Genomic DNA, 13,590 nt, shown 5'->3' with positions numbered 1-13,590 from the left:
TCATGGCGCGGAAATGTCGAAGCCACGGGAGGAAATGTCCCGACCGGCTTCGTTTCGCTTTTTATCCGGCTCGTTCTTGCGATTGTCCCCGCCGCCTCACGGCCGCCGGGAAATCCTCGATACGTGTCGCATCGAGGAAGGGTTCCTTTGAACCGCACATCTCGCACGAACGACCGTTTCAGCCGCACCCGAACGGGTGGTTCCTCCCGTACGGGCGGCTCCGGCTCGGGCTCCGGCCGCTCCGGCGGCCAGTCCCGTAGCGGCGGCGGCTCCCGCTCCGGCGGCTACGGACGGCGGCCCTCCGCGCCGCAGGGCGAGTTCGCCCTGCCGGTGACGGTCACCCCGCCGCTGCCCGCCGTCGAGTCCTTCGCCGAACTCGACCTGCCCGACGCCGTGTTGAACGCGCTGACCGTACAGGGCGTCACCGTACCGTTCCCGATCCAGGCCGCCACGCTGCCCAACACCCTCGCGGGACGTGACGTGTTGGGCCGCGGGCGCACCGGCTCCGGCAAGACGCTCGCCTTCGGCCTGGCGATGCTGGCCCGTACCGCGGGGCAGCGCGCCGAGTCCCGGCAGCCGCTCGCGCTGGTCCTGGTCCCGACCAGGGAACTCGCCCAGCAGGTCACCGACGCCCTGACCCCGTACGCCCGCACGCTGCGGCTGCGGCTGGCCACCGTCGTGGGCGGCATGTCCATCGGCCGCCAGGCCAGCGCGCTGCGCGGCGGCGCGGAGATCGTCGTGGCGACGCCCGGACGGCTCAAGGACCTCATCGACCGCGGCGAGTGCCGGCTGGACCGGGTCGCGATCACCGTGCTGGACGAGGCCGACCAGATGGCCGACATGGGCTTCATGCCGCAGGTCACCGAGCTGCTCGACCAGGTGCGGCCCGGCGGCCAGCGAATGCTGTTCTCCGCCACGCTCGACCGCAACATCGACCAGCTCGTGCGGCGCTACCTCTCCGACCCGGTGGTCCACTCCGTCGACCCGTCGGCGGGCACGGTCACCGCGATGGAGCACCACGTGCTGCACGTCCACGACGCCGACAAGTACGCGACCGTCACCGAGATCGCGGCGCGCGACGGCCGGGTGCTGATGTTCCTCGACACCAAGCACGCCGTCGACAAGCTCACCCAGCACCTGCTCAAGAGCGGTGTACGGGCGGCGGCGCTGCACGGCGGCAAGTCGCAGCCGCAGCGCACCCGTACCCTCGCGCAGTTCAAGACCGGGCACGTGACGGTGCTGGTCGCCACGAACGTGGCGGCCCGCGGCATCCACGTCGACAACCTCGACCTCGTCGTGAACGTCGACCCGCCGAGCGACCACAAGGACTATCTGCACCGCGGCGGACGCACCGCGCGGGCGGGCGAGTCCGGCCGGGTCGTCACGCTCGTGGTGCCCAGCCAGCGCCGTGAGATGACCCGTCTGATGGCCAACGCGGGGATCGCGCCGCAGGTGGCCCAGGTGCGGTCGGGCGAGGCCGAGCTGACCCGGATCACCGGCGCCCAGGCGCCGTCCGGCATCCCGGTCACCATCACCAACCCGGTCGCCGACCGCCCGCAGCGCTCCGGCGCGCCGTCCTCCCGCGCCCGCCGCGGCCGTCCGACGTCGCAGTCCCGCCGCCGCTCGTCCCCGATGCGCGGCGCCGCGTAACCCCTCAGGGGCGCGCGACCAGCACGACCGGCGCCACCAGCACGACCGGCAGCACACGCACGACGAGGGCCCGAGCCGTTCGACACGGCTCGGGCCCTCGTGCGTCCTGGCCGCGTTCGTCCTCGCGGCCCGCGGTGCGCGCGCGTTCGTCGGCGGCGCGCGGACTACTGCCTGGTGCCCGTGCGGGCGCCCACCGGACCCAGGGGGCCCGGCGGGAGCGGGTCGGGGGCCGGGTAGAGGTAGGCGGGGCGGCCGAGCAGCAGGCGCTGGATGAGGAAGCCCAGGGCCAGGGTGAGGGCGCCCGCCACGGCGTCGGCGAGGAAGTGGTTGCCGGTGGCGAGGATGACGGTGAAGGTGAAGAAGGGGTACAGGAAGCCCAGGACCCTGACCCACGTTCTGCGGGCCAGTGCCGCGACCGTCAGACCGCTCCAGGCCGACCACACGATGTGGACGGACGGCATCGCCGCGTACTGGTTCGACAGCGACGACACGTCGTCGTTGTCCCACGAGCCCCACGTATGGTGCGTGACCACCGTGTCGATGAAGCCCTGGCCCTCCATCAGGCGCGGCGGCGCCAGCGCGAAGAAGGTGAAGCCGATCAGGGCCACGAAGGTCGCCGCGTACAGCGCGGTGCGCGCGCTGCGGTAGCTGGCGGGGTGGCGGGCGTAGAGCCAGATCAGGACGCCGAGGGTCACGATGAAGTGCAGCGTCGCGTAGTAGTAGTTCATGCCGACGATCAGCCAGTCGATCTTGTCGATCGCGTGGTTGATCGTCAGCTCGATGTTCACGTGCAGCTTGCGCTCGGCGTTGAGGATGTCCGTGGCGCGGTGCAGCGCGGCCTCGTGGTGCTCGGGCGCGGCGCGGCGGGTCAGCGAGTACGTCTTGTACAGCACCACGCTGAAGACCAGTTCGACCAGCAGGTGCGGGCGGCCGAGGCGGCGCAGCCGGGCGGGCAGGAGCGGGCCGAGGCGGCGGAATCTGCTCCTGGGGGCCTCGGCGGGCGCGGACCCGGACTCGGGTGCGGCCTCGGGCTCCGGGGCCGCGTCCTTGCGGAGCATGCCGGTGCGGGGCTCGTCGCCACGGGGTCCGTCCGTACGGGGTCCGTCCGTCCGCGCGCCGTCCGTACGCGGCGCGTTGCGCGTCGGGGACGTCATCGGCCGCCCTCCGGCGCGGCTGCGGGCAGGACCCGTCCCGGGTGCCGGGCACCTTGTGCGGGACTCGGGGGATACGCCAGCAGCATGAAGGTTTTCACTCTCGCCGTACGGTCCGGCCGTGGCCGGCGGACTCGGACGAGATTACATCGGACACCGAAGTTTCCGTCGTCCGGGTGGCGCCGAAGTGACGAGTCACCGCCCGCCGCGACGGGGTCCCGTCCCGCTCCTGAGAGGCCGCGGACAGGTGGTCCGTGACATGCCAGGGCCTACGCTCAAGGGCATGTCCCCGCACCACCCCGCGGTTTCCCCGCCGCGACCGCTCAGCAAGTCCGCCGACGCCCGGCTGCTCACCGAGGCCGTCACCCGGCTCCGCCGTGCCCTTCGGGTGTCCGTCGGCGGGGACGACCCGTGGGAGGCGCTGCCCATGGCCCAGGTGGAATTGTTGCAGGTCCTGGGCGAGCACTCGCCCGCCCGCATCGGTGATCTGGCCGTCCGGCGACGGCTCGCCGCCAGCACCGTCAGCGGGCTCATCGGGCCCATGATCGCCGCCGGGCTCGTCGCCCGGCAGACCGATCCCGCCGACCGGCGCGCCTCGGTCGTCACGCTCACCGCTGCCGGGCGGGAGCGGCTCGCCGCGTGGACGCTGGCGCACGAGCGGCGGATGGACGCCGCGCTTGAAGCTTTGCCCGATGCTGACCTTCGGGCGGTGCGCGCGGCCCTTCCCGCCCTCTTCCGGCTCGCCGAATTCCTCGACGGCCCCGCCCCCGCCCGGGACGGCTCGCCCCTGTAGGGCCCCGGGCCCGGTCCGTTCACCGTGCGCGGGCGGGCGCTTTTGAGGACCGCCGGGCTCACCCACCCGCCCGGAGCCGACGCACAGGGGGCCCGGCCCGGAAAAGACCGGGGGACGGGCACGTGGGAACGGGGGCAGCGGCGGGGGCCCTGGAAGGATCAGGGGGTGCCCGCCAGGGCGAACGGTGGGAGAGGCGGCGTGGAGTGGTGAGCGGACCGGTCGAGGGGGAGGCGGAGGGCACGGACGGGGGCCGGTTCGGGGTGGCGGAGGGCACGGACGGGGGCCGGTTCGGGGTGGCGGAGGAGGCGGTCGAGGCCATCGGAAGCACCCTGGACGAGCAGACGACCTGCGCGGAGCTGGTCGGCTTCCTGTGCCGCCGGGTGAGCGACGCGGCGGCCGTGGACCTGCTGCCCGAGGACGTACCGGCGGACCGGCGGCCGGAGGAGCCGGCGCTGACGCGGACGGCGGCGGCGGGCAGGTCGGAGCTGCTGGAGCCGAGGACGCCGCTGAGCGCGCGGTCGCTGTCGGTGCGGGCGCTGGACGAGGGGCATCCGATCACGGCGACGGCGGACGCGGACGGGAGTCTGCCGCGTACGGCGGTGTCGATGCCGCTGCTGGCGCACGGACGGCTGTACGGCGCGCTGTTGGCGGTACGGGCGGGCCGGCGGGGGTTCACGGCGGAGGAGACGGCGGCCGTGCACTACGCGGCGCGCCTGGCGGCCGTGCACCTGAGCCACGCGCGGCAGCACACGGCGGCGCACAGCACGGCGCTGAATCTCCAGCGGGCGCTGCTGGCCGAGCCCCGGCGCCCGCACCCGAACCTGGACATCGCGACCCGCTATCTCCCGGCGGGCGGCGGGAGCCTGGTGGGCGGCGACTGGTTCGAGACGGTACGGCTCAGCTTCGGCCGGACGCTGCTGGTGATCGGTGACGTGATGGGCCACGGCCTGGACGCGGCCGTGGACATGAACGCGTACCGCTCGATGCTGCGGTACGTGGCCTCGGCGGATCTGCCGCCGCACCGCGTGCTGCGCCAGCTCGACGCGGCCGTGGCCGAGGACGGCACCCGCCGCCCCGCGACATGCCTGCTGGTCCGGGTCGACCCGGCGCGGGGCAGCGTGGCACTGGTCAGCGCGGGGCACCTGCCGCCGGTGCTGTTCTCGGCGGACGGCGCGGGCAGCCTGCTGCACCTGCCCGTGGGGCCGCCGCTGGGCACGGGCGTCGGCGGCTACGAGCTGACCACCCGTGACATCACCCCCGACCAGACGCTGGTGATGTTCACCGACGGCCTGGTCGAGCGGCGCAAGGAGGACATCGACGTCTCCCTGGCCCGCCTCGCCGATCTGCGGCTCCCGCCGGGCGCCGCGATCCAGGCCGTCCTGGACGAAGTCCTCACCCGGCTGGACGCCACCCGCGCCGAGGACGACGTCGCCGTGCTCGCCGCCCGCCTCCACCCCCGCGCGCGCCGCCTGCCCTCCTGATCCGGTGGCCCCGGGCCCCGCCGCTGTTACAGAACTGTGGCGGTCCCGCCCTCGGGCGGTCCACAACCGGCCTTAGCTTCCGGGGGTGTTGGGGAAAAAGTGGCTGAAGTTAAGGCGGTTGGGCCGAGGCGCGGTACGCGTGACCCGTGCGAAACGCGTGGCCCGTGTGTTGCGGCCGCGCTATCCACGGCCGGGGCGGCGCGGGATACGGCGGTGGGTGCCGTCGCTTCGCCAGGCGTCGCTGCTGGCGCTGTGGGTGCTGGTGACGCTGACCGCCGTGGTGGGAGTGGCGTACGCGCGGACCCGGATACCCACCGACCTCAATGAATTCGCCACGCAGCAGGACAACGTCTACTACTGGGCCGACGGCACCGAGATGGCGCGGGTGGGCCCGGTGGACCGGCAGGCGATGCCGCTGGACCGGATACCCACGAGCGTGCAGTGGGCGGTGCTGGCCGCCGAGAACGCCTCCTTCTACTCCGACCACGGCGTCTCGCCGAAGGGCATCGGCCGGGCCGTCGCCACCATGGTGACCGGCGGCGACACCCAGGGCGGCTCCACCATCACCCAGCAGTACGTGAAGAACGTCTACCTCAACCAGAACCAGACGCTCTCCCGCAAGATCACCGAGATGTTCATCTCGGTGAAGCTGGACCAGAAGATGAGCAAGAGGCAGATCCTCGACGGCTACCTCAACACCGCCTGGTTCGGGCGCGGTACGTACGGCGTGCAGCGCGCCGCGAAGGCGTACTACGGCAAGGACGTCTCCCAGCTCGACGCCGGCGAGGGGGCCTTCCTCGCCACGCTGCTCAAGGGCGCCGCGCTCTACGACCCCGCGATCAGCCCGGCCAACCACCAACGGGCGGTGGCCCGTTGGAAGTGGGTGCTGGACCGGATGGTGAAGACCGGTCAGCTCTCGCGCGCCGAGCGCGCCGCGTACACCGTCTTCCCCGAGCCCAAGGCGCCGCCGAAACCCGTGGGGCTGAGCGGGCAGACCGGCTATCTCGTCGACACCGCGCGGGCGTACGTGTCCGCGCACAGCGACATCTCCGACGCGCGCTTCGACCTGGGCGGCTACCAGATCTACACGACCTTCGAGCGCCCGCGCGTCGACGCCCTGGCCGAGGCCGTGCGGCACGAGACCGCGGGCCTCGCACCGAAGGCGAGGACCGCCGACCGGAACGTCCGCGTCGGTGCCGCGTCCGTCGCCACCGACGGCCGGATCGTCGCGCTCTACGGCGGCCCCGACTACATCGAGCAGGGCTTCGACGACGCCAACATCACGATCGTGCCGGTCGGTACGGCCTACGCGCCGTTCGTCTACGCGGCCGGACTGCGGGACGGCGCGCTGCTCACCCGCGGCGCGCCGCGTACGCCCGTCACCCCCGACTCGGTCTACGACGGCGACGACAAGGTGCCGATACGGACGCCCGAGGGGCCGTACTGGAGCCGGGACGGCACGATCGTGAAGAGCCGCAACGACGGCGGGAAGTCCTGGGGGCGGATCAGCCTGCGGCAGGCGGTGGCGGACTCCGTCAACGGCCCGATCACCCAACTCGGCATGGACGTCGGCCTGGACCGGGTGCGGAAGGCGTCCGTCGACGCCGGGCTGCTGCCGCGCGGTTTCGGCGAGCAGGTGCCCGCCTTCGCCTCCGGCACCGGCGTCACCCCGAGCCCGATCCGGGTGGCGAGCGCGTACGGCACCTTCGCCGCCGCGGGCGCGCACACCGATCCGTACTCCGTGCTCAAGGTCACCCGCGACGGGCAGCGCGTGGACATCGAACAGCCCGCTGTCACGCACCCGTTCACCCCGAAGGTCGCGGGCGAGGTGGACGATGCGCTCAAGGACGCGGTGACCGGCGGGACCGCGCGCCGCGCGGTGAGGTCAGGCGGCGGGCTCGCGGGCAGGACGGATCTGGCGGGCAAGACGGGCACGGCGGCCGGGGACCTGTCGGCCTGGTACGTCGGCTACCCGCCGAGGGGGGCGCGGGCCGCGGCGGTGGCGACGTCGGTCGCCGTCTTCCGACTCGACCCGAAGACGCAGGAGTTGCTGCCGCTGACCGGGACCGGCGGGCCGTCGAAGGCCACGAAGGAGTTCGGCAGCACGTATCCCGTCGACATCTGGACGCGGTACGTGGCGGCGGCCGGCTGAGCGGGCCGGGCCCCTCGGCGCGGGGCCCGGCCGCCGCTTCCCTGATCTCTCCGCCAGGACCGGCTACTTGGCGGGAAACGTCGTCCAGTCCGGCGACTCGCTCGGGTCGAGGCCGCGCAATTCGGCCAGCACCGCCGGGTCCTGGACGTCCAGCCAGTCGGACAGCTCCTTGAACGACACGCAGCGCACCCCGTCCCGGTGGCAGACGTCCTTCACCACGTCCTCGACGGCCTGCATGTAGATGCCGCCGTTCCACGTCTCGAAGTGGTTGCCGATGAACAGCGGCGCCCGGTTGCCGTTGTAGACGCGCTCGAAGCCGTTCAGATAGCCCTGCCGGGTCTCGCGCTCCCAGGCCGGGAACTTCGCCGGGTCGCCCTGGGTCTGCTCGCCGCCCGACTGGTTGTAGAGGAAGTTGAAGTCCATCGACAGGACCTGGAAGTCCTTGCCGGGGTAGGGCATCAGCTCCAGCGGGAAGTTCCACACCCCGCCCGACTTGGCGGGCCAGAGCTGGAAGTCGCCGGGCGAACTGGCGTCGTACCGCCAGCCCAGCGCCTTGGCCGCGGGCAGCAGATTCTTCTGCCCCTCCAGGCACGGCGCGCGCCCGCCGACCAGCTCACGGCCGTAGTCGAAGGGCAGCGGCGGGAGGTCGGTGAAGCCGGTGTTCGTCTTCCAGTGCTCCACGAACGAGTACGCCTGGGCGATCTCCTTGCGCCAGTCCGCGGTGCTCCACGTGCCGCCGCCGCCCGCGTCGGGCGCGCAGAAGTGCCCGTTGAAGTGCGTCCCGATCTCGTCCCCGTCCTGCCAGGCCAGCCGCAGTTGCTCCAGCGTCTCCTTGATGTGCGCGTCGGTCGGGAAGTCGATCGCGGACGTCCCGGCCGCGTGCCGGGGCGGGTGGTAGAGCGACCGCTTCGCGTCCGGGACCAGGTAGATGCCGGACAGGAAGAACGTCATGTTCGCGTTGTTCTCCTTGGCCAACTCCCGGAAGCGCGAGAACAGATGGTCGTCGTTCTCCAGCGCGCCGTCCCAGGAGAACACCACGAACTGCGGCGGTTTCTCGCCCGGCTTGAGCTTCTCCGGCTTCGGCTGGTGCGGCTGCGGGCCGGTGTACGCGGTGGACCCGTCGCCGATCGGACCCTTCGTCTCGGTGACGGTCGGCGTCGGTGTCGGCGTCCCCGTCGATGGCCGTGCCGTCCTCGGGCTCGGCGCGCGGCTGGTCGGCGTCGCCCGCGACCGCGCCGCCGCGTCGTCCGCCTTGCCGCCGCCGTCCCCGCCTGCGCCTGCGCCTCCGCCGGTCAGCGTCGCGACCAGCGCGACCGCCACTCCCGCGGCGCCCACCGCCGACGCCCCCGCCACCGCCGCCTTCGGCCGCTGCCCGACCCACGACCGCATCGCCGCTAATTTCACCGTCGCCCCTTGCTCCCCACCGGCACCGCACACGTCCGGCGCCAGTATTGACCGCCTTGCTGTGTATGCAGACGCGCGTTCGGGGCGTCCTGTCACAGCCGATACGGCGGAATCGGCGGAGGCGGGGAATGCCGAAGGGCCCGGCGGAGGGTCGCTCCGCCGGGCCCTTCGGGGGATCGGTCAGCGGCGGCCGAAGGAGCGGAGGTAGGACAGGGTCGGGGAGCCGACACCGGTCGCGTTGTCGAAGCCGCGGACCGCGTTGAGCGAGGTGTCCTCGCCGAAGGCGGCGAGGCGCACGGCGAGGGTGCCGTTGACCAGGCCGAAGTCGGCGACGTTGCTCAGCGGGGCCTTGTGGTGGTGGGCGGCGTTCTGGTCCACGACGTCCTTGAACAGCCCGGCGCGGGCGTAGATCGCCGGGTTGGCGAAGCCGATGGCGTGGTGCCTGGCCTGGATGGCGTCGGCCTGGACCGCGGCGAATTCCGGCGCCGAGACGCTGGTGCCGCCGTAGCCGCCCTCGCTGTACGGGGCGCCGTCGGAGATGCCGACGAGGACCGAGGTGTACAGGTCACCGTTCATCGAGACGTCCGGCGTGACGCGCTGGGCCGTACGGCTCTTCGCGCCGGTCATCAGCGTGTGCGACAGCGAGCCGGGCACGACACCGCGCTGGTACGCGGGCTGTGCGAAGTCCTCGCTGGTGCCGCCGCCACCGCCGAAGTAGAACGGGGCCGGGGGAGCGGGGGTCCAGCTCTTGCCGTCGGCCGACAGGTTGGAGCGCAGCGTGCCCATGTCGGTCTCGAAGCCGTACGAGCCGCTCTTGTCCTTCAGACCGAGCGCGGTGCCGCCGACCGAGGTCACCCACGGGTCGGAGTCGGGCCAGTTGGCCTGCGCGCGCGAGGTGTCGGGCTGGCAGTTGACGCCGGTCGCGGCGGCCAGCGGGCTGCTGTCGCCGCAGTCGCCCGCGGAGAAGCCGATGGTGATGCCCTCGACGGCGGCCTGCTTGAAGACCTGCTCGTAGGCGGCGATCAGCGACGAGGTGACGTCGGCGTCGTCCGTGGTGTGCATGATCTCGCCCCACGAGTTGGAGACGACATCGGCCAGGTGGTTGTCGACGATGGTGCTGATGGCGCCCAGCAGGTCGTTGTCGTCACAGGAGTTGGCGCCCACGTAGACGACCTTGGCGTCGGGCGCGAGGCCGTGCGCCATCTCGACGTCCAGCGCCTCTTCCGGCGCCCAGCCCTCGGGGCCGCCGCACAGGTCCTGGTTGGTCCACTGCGACGGGTCGACGACCTCGCTGTACTGGCCGGACCTGAACGCCTTGTCACCGTGCGCGGTCGCGTATTGGTTGGCGTCCGCCAGCATGGTGGAGCTGCCGTACGCGTCCACGATCGCGATCGTCGCGCCCTTGCCGGTCAGTCCCGAGGCGGTGATGCCGTACGCCTTGCGGAGCTGCGAGGGGTAGAACGAGCACTGGTCGAACGGCACGTCGGACGTGGTGTATCCGGCCGGCGCGCCCTTGGCGATCTTCTGGCCCCAGTAGTCGGAGCAGGTCGCGGTGGTCGGCAGTCCGGCGTCGGGCTTGCCGCTCCTTGCCGGGGTCGCGGCGGAGCGGGCCGCGGTGTCGTCCACGCGGTGCGAGTTCGGCTTGGCGACGTTGGCGCCGGGCGTGGTGAAGCCCGTCACGCCGAGGATCGCGGAGGAGACGGACGCGGGGACCACGACGTCACGGGCCGGGGCGTGCCGCAGCGTGCCCGAGACGCGGTACTGGTGGATGCCGGTGCCGAACGCCTTGGTGACCGCCGCGTTGGTGCCCTTGACGGTGATCGCGTGGTCGGAGGTGCTCACGACCTTCAGGCCGGAGTCGGCCGCCCACTTCCGGACCGCGGAGACCTGCGCCTTGGTGGCGCCGAAGCGCGCCTTGTACGCGGCCGGGCTCAGGAACTCGCCGTAGCTCGCGTCGCTCGGGTCGGACACGGCCGTCGCGTACTTCGTCAGGCCCGCGGCGTCCTGGCCCGCCAGGTACACGGTGCCGGTGATCTCGGTGTTCGCCGCGACCGAGCCCTGGTCGGCGGAGGCGGTGGCCCAGTCCGGGTGGCTCTCCGCGATGGTCTTGGCCGCGGGCGCGGGGCCGCTGGCCTGCGAGGGCATGGCGAGGATCAGGGACCCGGACACCATGGCCAGCGAGGCCGCCGCGACCACCGCTGCGCGGGCCCGTGCGACACGGGGTTTTTGTATGTCGTTGATGACGACTCCAACGTGAGGTCAGGAACAGGACAAGGACGAGACCTGGATCGTGGTGCGATAGCTGCGTGTTGCACGCTTTTGACGGGCGACGGCTGTAGTGTGCACGCCACTTCCGGACGCTGGGAATGCCGAACAGCCGTCCTTAGCTGGACCTTTAACCACCGGGCGGGGATTTCGGCGGGCTTAGGTCATATGCCGGGTCTCGGACCGCATAAGGGCTGGCGCGATCACGTCGGACGGCCGGGGTATACGCGCGTCCGGCCCACGGCCCCGCGGGTCCCCGTGCGGCGCGGGTGCGTTCCGCCGTCCCTGTCATCTGTCAGGAGCGGGCCCGCCGGGCCGTTCCTACGGTGGTGGGTGTCCGGCCGGACCGGTCCGCACGGGGGAGCCCCCGCGCCCGAACTCGGCCGTCTCGCCGGGGCCGAGCCGCAGCAGCCTCGGGCGCCGCCCGGCCGGTTCCTCTCCCCACCGTGCCTCGGATTCCTCGGGCAACTGCACAATCACCGTGTCCACGCCCGACCCCCTTCCCACCCCAAGCGTCACACCTGTTGCGCAGGAGGGGACGCCCTTCGGGAAGAGCCGGTTGCGTGACCATCCCAGGATGACCGAGAAGCGTTCACTCGTTCGGGTGATGCCGGGGTCACGTTCCGTGCCCGTCCCGCGAGCCGGCGGGGCGGTCCCCTCAGCCCTCCTCGCGGACGACCACGGCGCTCGCGGGCGGCAGGACGGCGCCCTCGGAAGGAAGGGCGCGGGACGCCAGGAGATCGTGGCCCCGCACGGGGACGCGGACCTCGGCCGGGGAGTGGTTGAGGAGGAAGAGGTACGCGCGGCCGTCGTCGCTGTGGCGGCGGACCGCCTCGACGCCCGCCGGAAGACCGGGGAGTTCGGGCTCCGCGCCGCAGGCCCGTATCAAGCCGCCGATCAGCGCGGTGTACGAGGCGGGGGACAGCCGGGTGGAGGCGTACCAGGCGGTGCCCCGGCCGTGGGCGTGCCGGGTGACGGCGGCCCGGCCGGTCAACGGCCCTTCCGCGTAACCGATTTCGGCCGTCGCGCCCTCCAGCAGCAGCGCCTCGGTCCAGGTGGTGCCGGCGCCGCCGTCGGTCAGGGGGACGGCGGCGCCGGACGGCAGGGGGCGGAACTCCTCGGCGCGCAGGCCGAGCAGTGGCCGCAGCGGGCCCGGCGCCCCGCCGGGCCACGCGCGGTAGTGGGGGTCGACGGCGCCGCTGAAGCACTCGACCAGCAGGGTGCCGCCGCCCTCGACGTAGGCGGTGAGCGCGGCGGCGGACTCCTCGGAGACCAGGTGCAGGCTGGGGGCGAGAACGAGCCGGTACGCGGACAGGTCGGCGGACGGGTGCGCGAAGTCGGTGGTGATCCCGGCGTCCCACAGGGCGCGGTGGGCGCGCTTGAGTGCGGGCAGGTACGGGAGTTCCGGCGTGGGCAGGACGGGGGTGTCCAGCGCCCACCACACGTCCGGGTCGTGCAGGACGGCCGCCCGCGCCCGTACGGTCGAGCCGGTCACCTCGGCCAGCGCGGCCACGGCGCGGCCGGTTTCGACGGTCTCGCGGAAGATCCGGGTGTCCGGCCCCGCGTGCGGGACCATCGCGGAGTGCCAGATCTCGGCCCCGGCCGGTGACTGCCGCCACTGGAAGAACAGCACGCCCTCCGAGCCGCGCGCGATGTGGCTCAGGGAGTGCCGCAGGATGTCGCCCGGGTCCTTGGGCAGGACGAGGTCGCCCGCGTAGACGGTGCTGGTGGCCTGCTCGATCAGCAGCCACGGCCTGCCGCCGCCGAAGGAGCGCGCCCGGTCCGCGCCGAAGGCGGTGTCGGCGGCGGCGTCCAGGCCCGGCGCGTCCGGGTAGTGGTCCACGCCCACCAGGTCGACCTCGCGGCCGAACGCCCACAGGTCGAGCACCTGGTAGCCGGGCAGCATCACGTTGGTGGTGACCGGCACCCGGCTGTGCGCCCGGATCGCGTCGCGCTGCTCGCGGTAGGCGGTCAGCGCGAGGTCCGACCAGAAGCGCCGGAAGTCCAGCACCTGGCCGGGGTTGGGCCGCCACTGCGTGGCGCGCGGCGGCTGGATCTGCTCCCACGCGCCGTAGCGCTGGCTCCAAAAGGCGGTGCCCCAGGCCCGGTTGACGGCCTCCAGGGTGCCGTACCGCTCGCGCAGCCAGCGCCGGAAGGCGTCGGCGGCGTGCTCGCAGTGGCAGACGGTCGCGTACTCGTTGTGCACGTGCCACAGCGCGACCGCCGGGTGCTCGCCGTACCGGGCCGCCAAAGCCTCGGCGACGGCGCGGGCGGCCTGCCGGTAGGCGGGCGCGGCCAGGCAGTACGTGTCGCGGCTGCCGTGGGTCAGCCGGGTGCCGTCGGGGGTGACGGGCAGCGCGTCGGGGTGCGCGAGGCCGAACCACGGCGGCGGCTGCGCGGTGGGCGTGGCCAGGTCCACGGCCACGCCCGCGGCGTGCAGCCGCTCCAGCCGGGCGTCCAGCGGCGCGAAGTCGTAGCGCCCCGGCTCCGGTTCGAGCTCCGCCCAGCCGAAGACGTTCAGCGTCACCAGATTCACCCCGGCCCGCCGCATCAGCTCCTCGTCCTCGCGCCGTACGGCCGGGTCGTCGGCGAACTGTTCGGGGTTGTAGTCGCCGCCGAAGGCGGGGCCGCCGAGCCGGGCGGTCAGCCAACCGGCCGGATCGGCGCGGGAGTCGGGGACGGTGTTCATGGAAG

The 13,590-nt window shown here is 73.0% G+C and carries 8 protein-coding genes; 4 read left to right on the top strand and 4 right to left on the bottom strand.

The annotated features are described in order from the left end of the window. The first annotated feature begins 147 nt into the window (after positions 1 to 147). On the top strand, positions 148 to 1,650 hold the full coding sequence (locus tag ACIO6U_RS10955) for a DEAD/DEAH box helicase (RefSeq protein WP_391041817.1): 1,503 nt from the start codon (positions 148 to 150) through the stop codon (positions 1,648 to 1,650). Positions 1,651 to 1,814: 164 nt separating this feature from the next. On the opposite strand, the gene ACIO6U_RS10950 is transcribed toward ACIO6U_RS10955, so the two are convergent. Further along, positions 1,815 to 2,708 (bottom strand): phosphatase PAP2 family protein, encoded by an 894-nt coding sequence (locus ACIO6U_RS10950; protein WP_401718494.1) that lies wholly within the window; start codon positions 2,706 to 2,708, stop codon positions 1,815 to 1,817. Positions 2,709 to 3,084: 376 nt separating this feature from the next. On the opposite strand from ACIO6U_RS10950, the gene ACIO6U_RS10945 reads away from it, so the two are divergent. From ACIO6U_RS10945 to ACIO6U_RS10935, 3 genes are all read left to right on the top strand, one after another. Beyond that, the gene (locus ACIO6U_RS10945) at positions 3,085 to 3,594 is read left to right on the top strand and encodes a MarR family winged helix-turn-helix transcriptional regulator (protein WP_355339742.1); all 510 of its coding nucleotides are present in this window, start codon (positions 3,085 to 3,087) and stop codon (positions 3,592 to 3,594) included. A 206-nt stretch (positions 3,595 to 3,800) separates the two neighbouring features. Further along, positions 3,801 to 5,075: a SpoIIE family protein phosphatase gene (locus tag ACIO6U_RS10940; protein WP_391041812.1), complete on the top strand. Its 1,275-nt coding sequence runs from the start codon at positions 3,801 to 3,803 to the stop codon at positions 5,073 to 5,075. 217 nt (positions 5,076 to 5,292) lie between these two features. After that, positions 5,293 to 7,227, top strand: a complete 1,935-nt coding sequence (locus tag ACIO6U_RS10935; protein WP_401717638.1) for a transglycosylase domain-containing protein — start codon at positions 5,293 to 5,295, stop codon at positions 7,225 to 7,227. 63 nt (positions 7,228 to 7,290) lie between these two features. Here the strand turns inward: ACIO6U_RS10935 and ACIO6U_RS10930 are convergent, their stop codons facing one another. The 3 genes from ACIO6U_RS10930 to ACIO6U_RS10920 form a co-directional block, all read right to left on the bottom strand. Beyond that, a complete protein-coding gene (locus ACIO6U_RS10930; RefSeq protein WP_401717635.1) occupies positions 7,291 to 8,616 on the bottom strand; it encodes a hypothetical protein in 1,326 nt (441 codons plus the stop codon). Positions 8,617 to 8,811: 195 nt separating this feature from the next. Continuing rightward, on the bottom strand, positions 8,812 to 10,827 hold the full coding sequence (locus tag ACIO6U_RS10925) for a protease pro-enzyme activation domain-containing protein (protein WP_401717632.1): 2,016 nt from the start codon (positions 10,825 to 10,827) through the stop codon (positions 8,812 to 8,814). Positions 10,828 to 11,554: 727 nt separating this feature from the next. Continuing rightward, positions 11,555 to 13,585, bottom strand: a complete 2,031-nt coding sequence (locus tag ACIO6U_RS10920; protein ID WP_401717629.1) for a beta-galactosidase — start codon at positions 13,583 to 13,585, stop codon at positions 11,555 to 11,557. Positions 13,586 to 13,590 lie beyond the last annotated feature (5 nt).

Source organism: Streptomyces sp. NPDC087422, assembly GCF_044744145.1.
Lineage (GTDB): Bacteria > Actinomycetota > Actinomycetes > Streptomycetales > Streptomycetaceae > Actinacidiphila.
This window is presented reverse-complemented; position numbering and strand designations above follow the sequence as displayed.

Coding starts and splice junctions, on each gene's coding strand:
- ACIO6U_RS10950 (WP_401718494.1), bottom strand. CDS start 2,708: ATGCTCCGCAAGGACGCGGCCCCGGAGCCCGAGGCCGCACCCGAGTCC.
- ACIO6U_RS10945 (WP_355339742.1), top strand. CDS start 3,085: ATGTCCCCGCACCACCCCGCGGTTTCCCCGCCGCGACCGCTCAGCAAG.
- ACIO6U_RS10920 (WP_401717629.1), bottom strand. CDS start 13,585: ATGAACACCGTCCCCGACTCCCGCGCCGATCCGGCCGGTTGGCTGACC.
- ACIO6U_RS10930 (WP_401717635.1), bottom strand. CDS start 8,616: ATGCGGTCGTGGGTCGGGCAGCGGCCGAAGGCGGCGGTGGCGGGGGCG.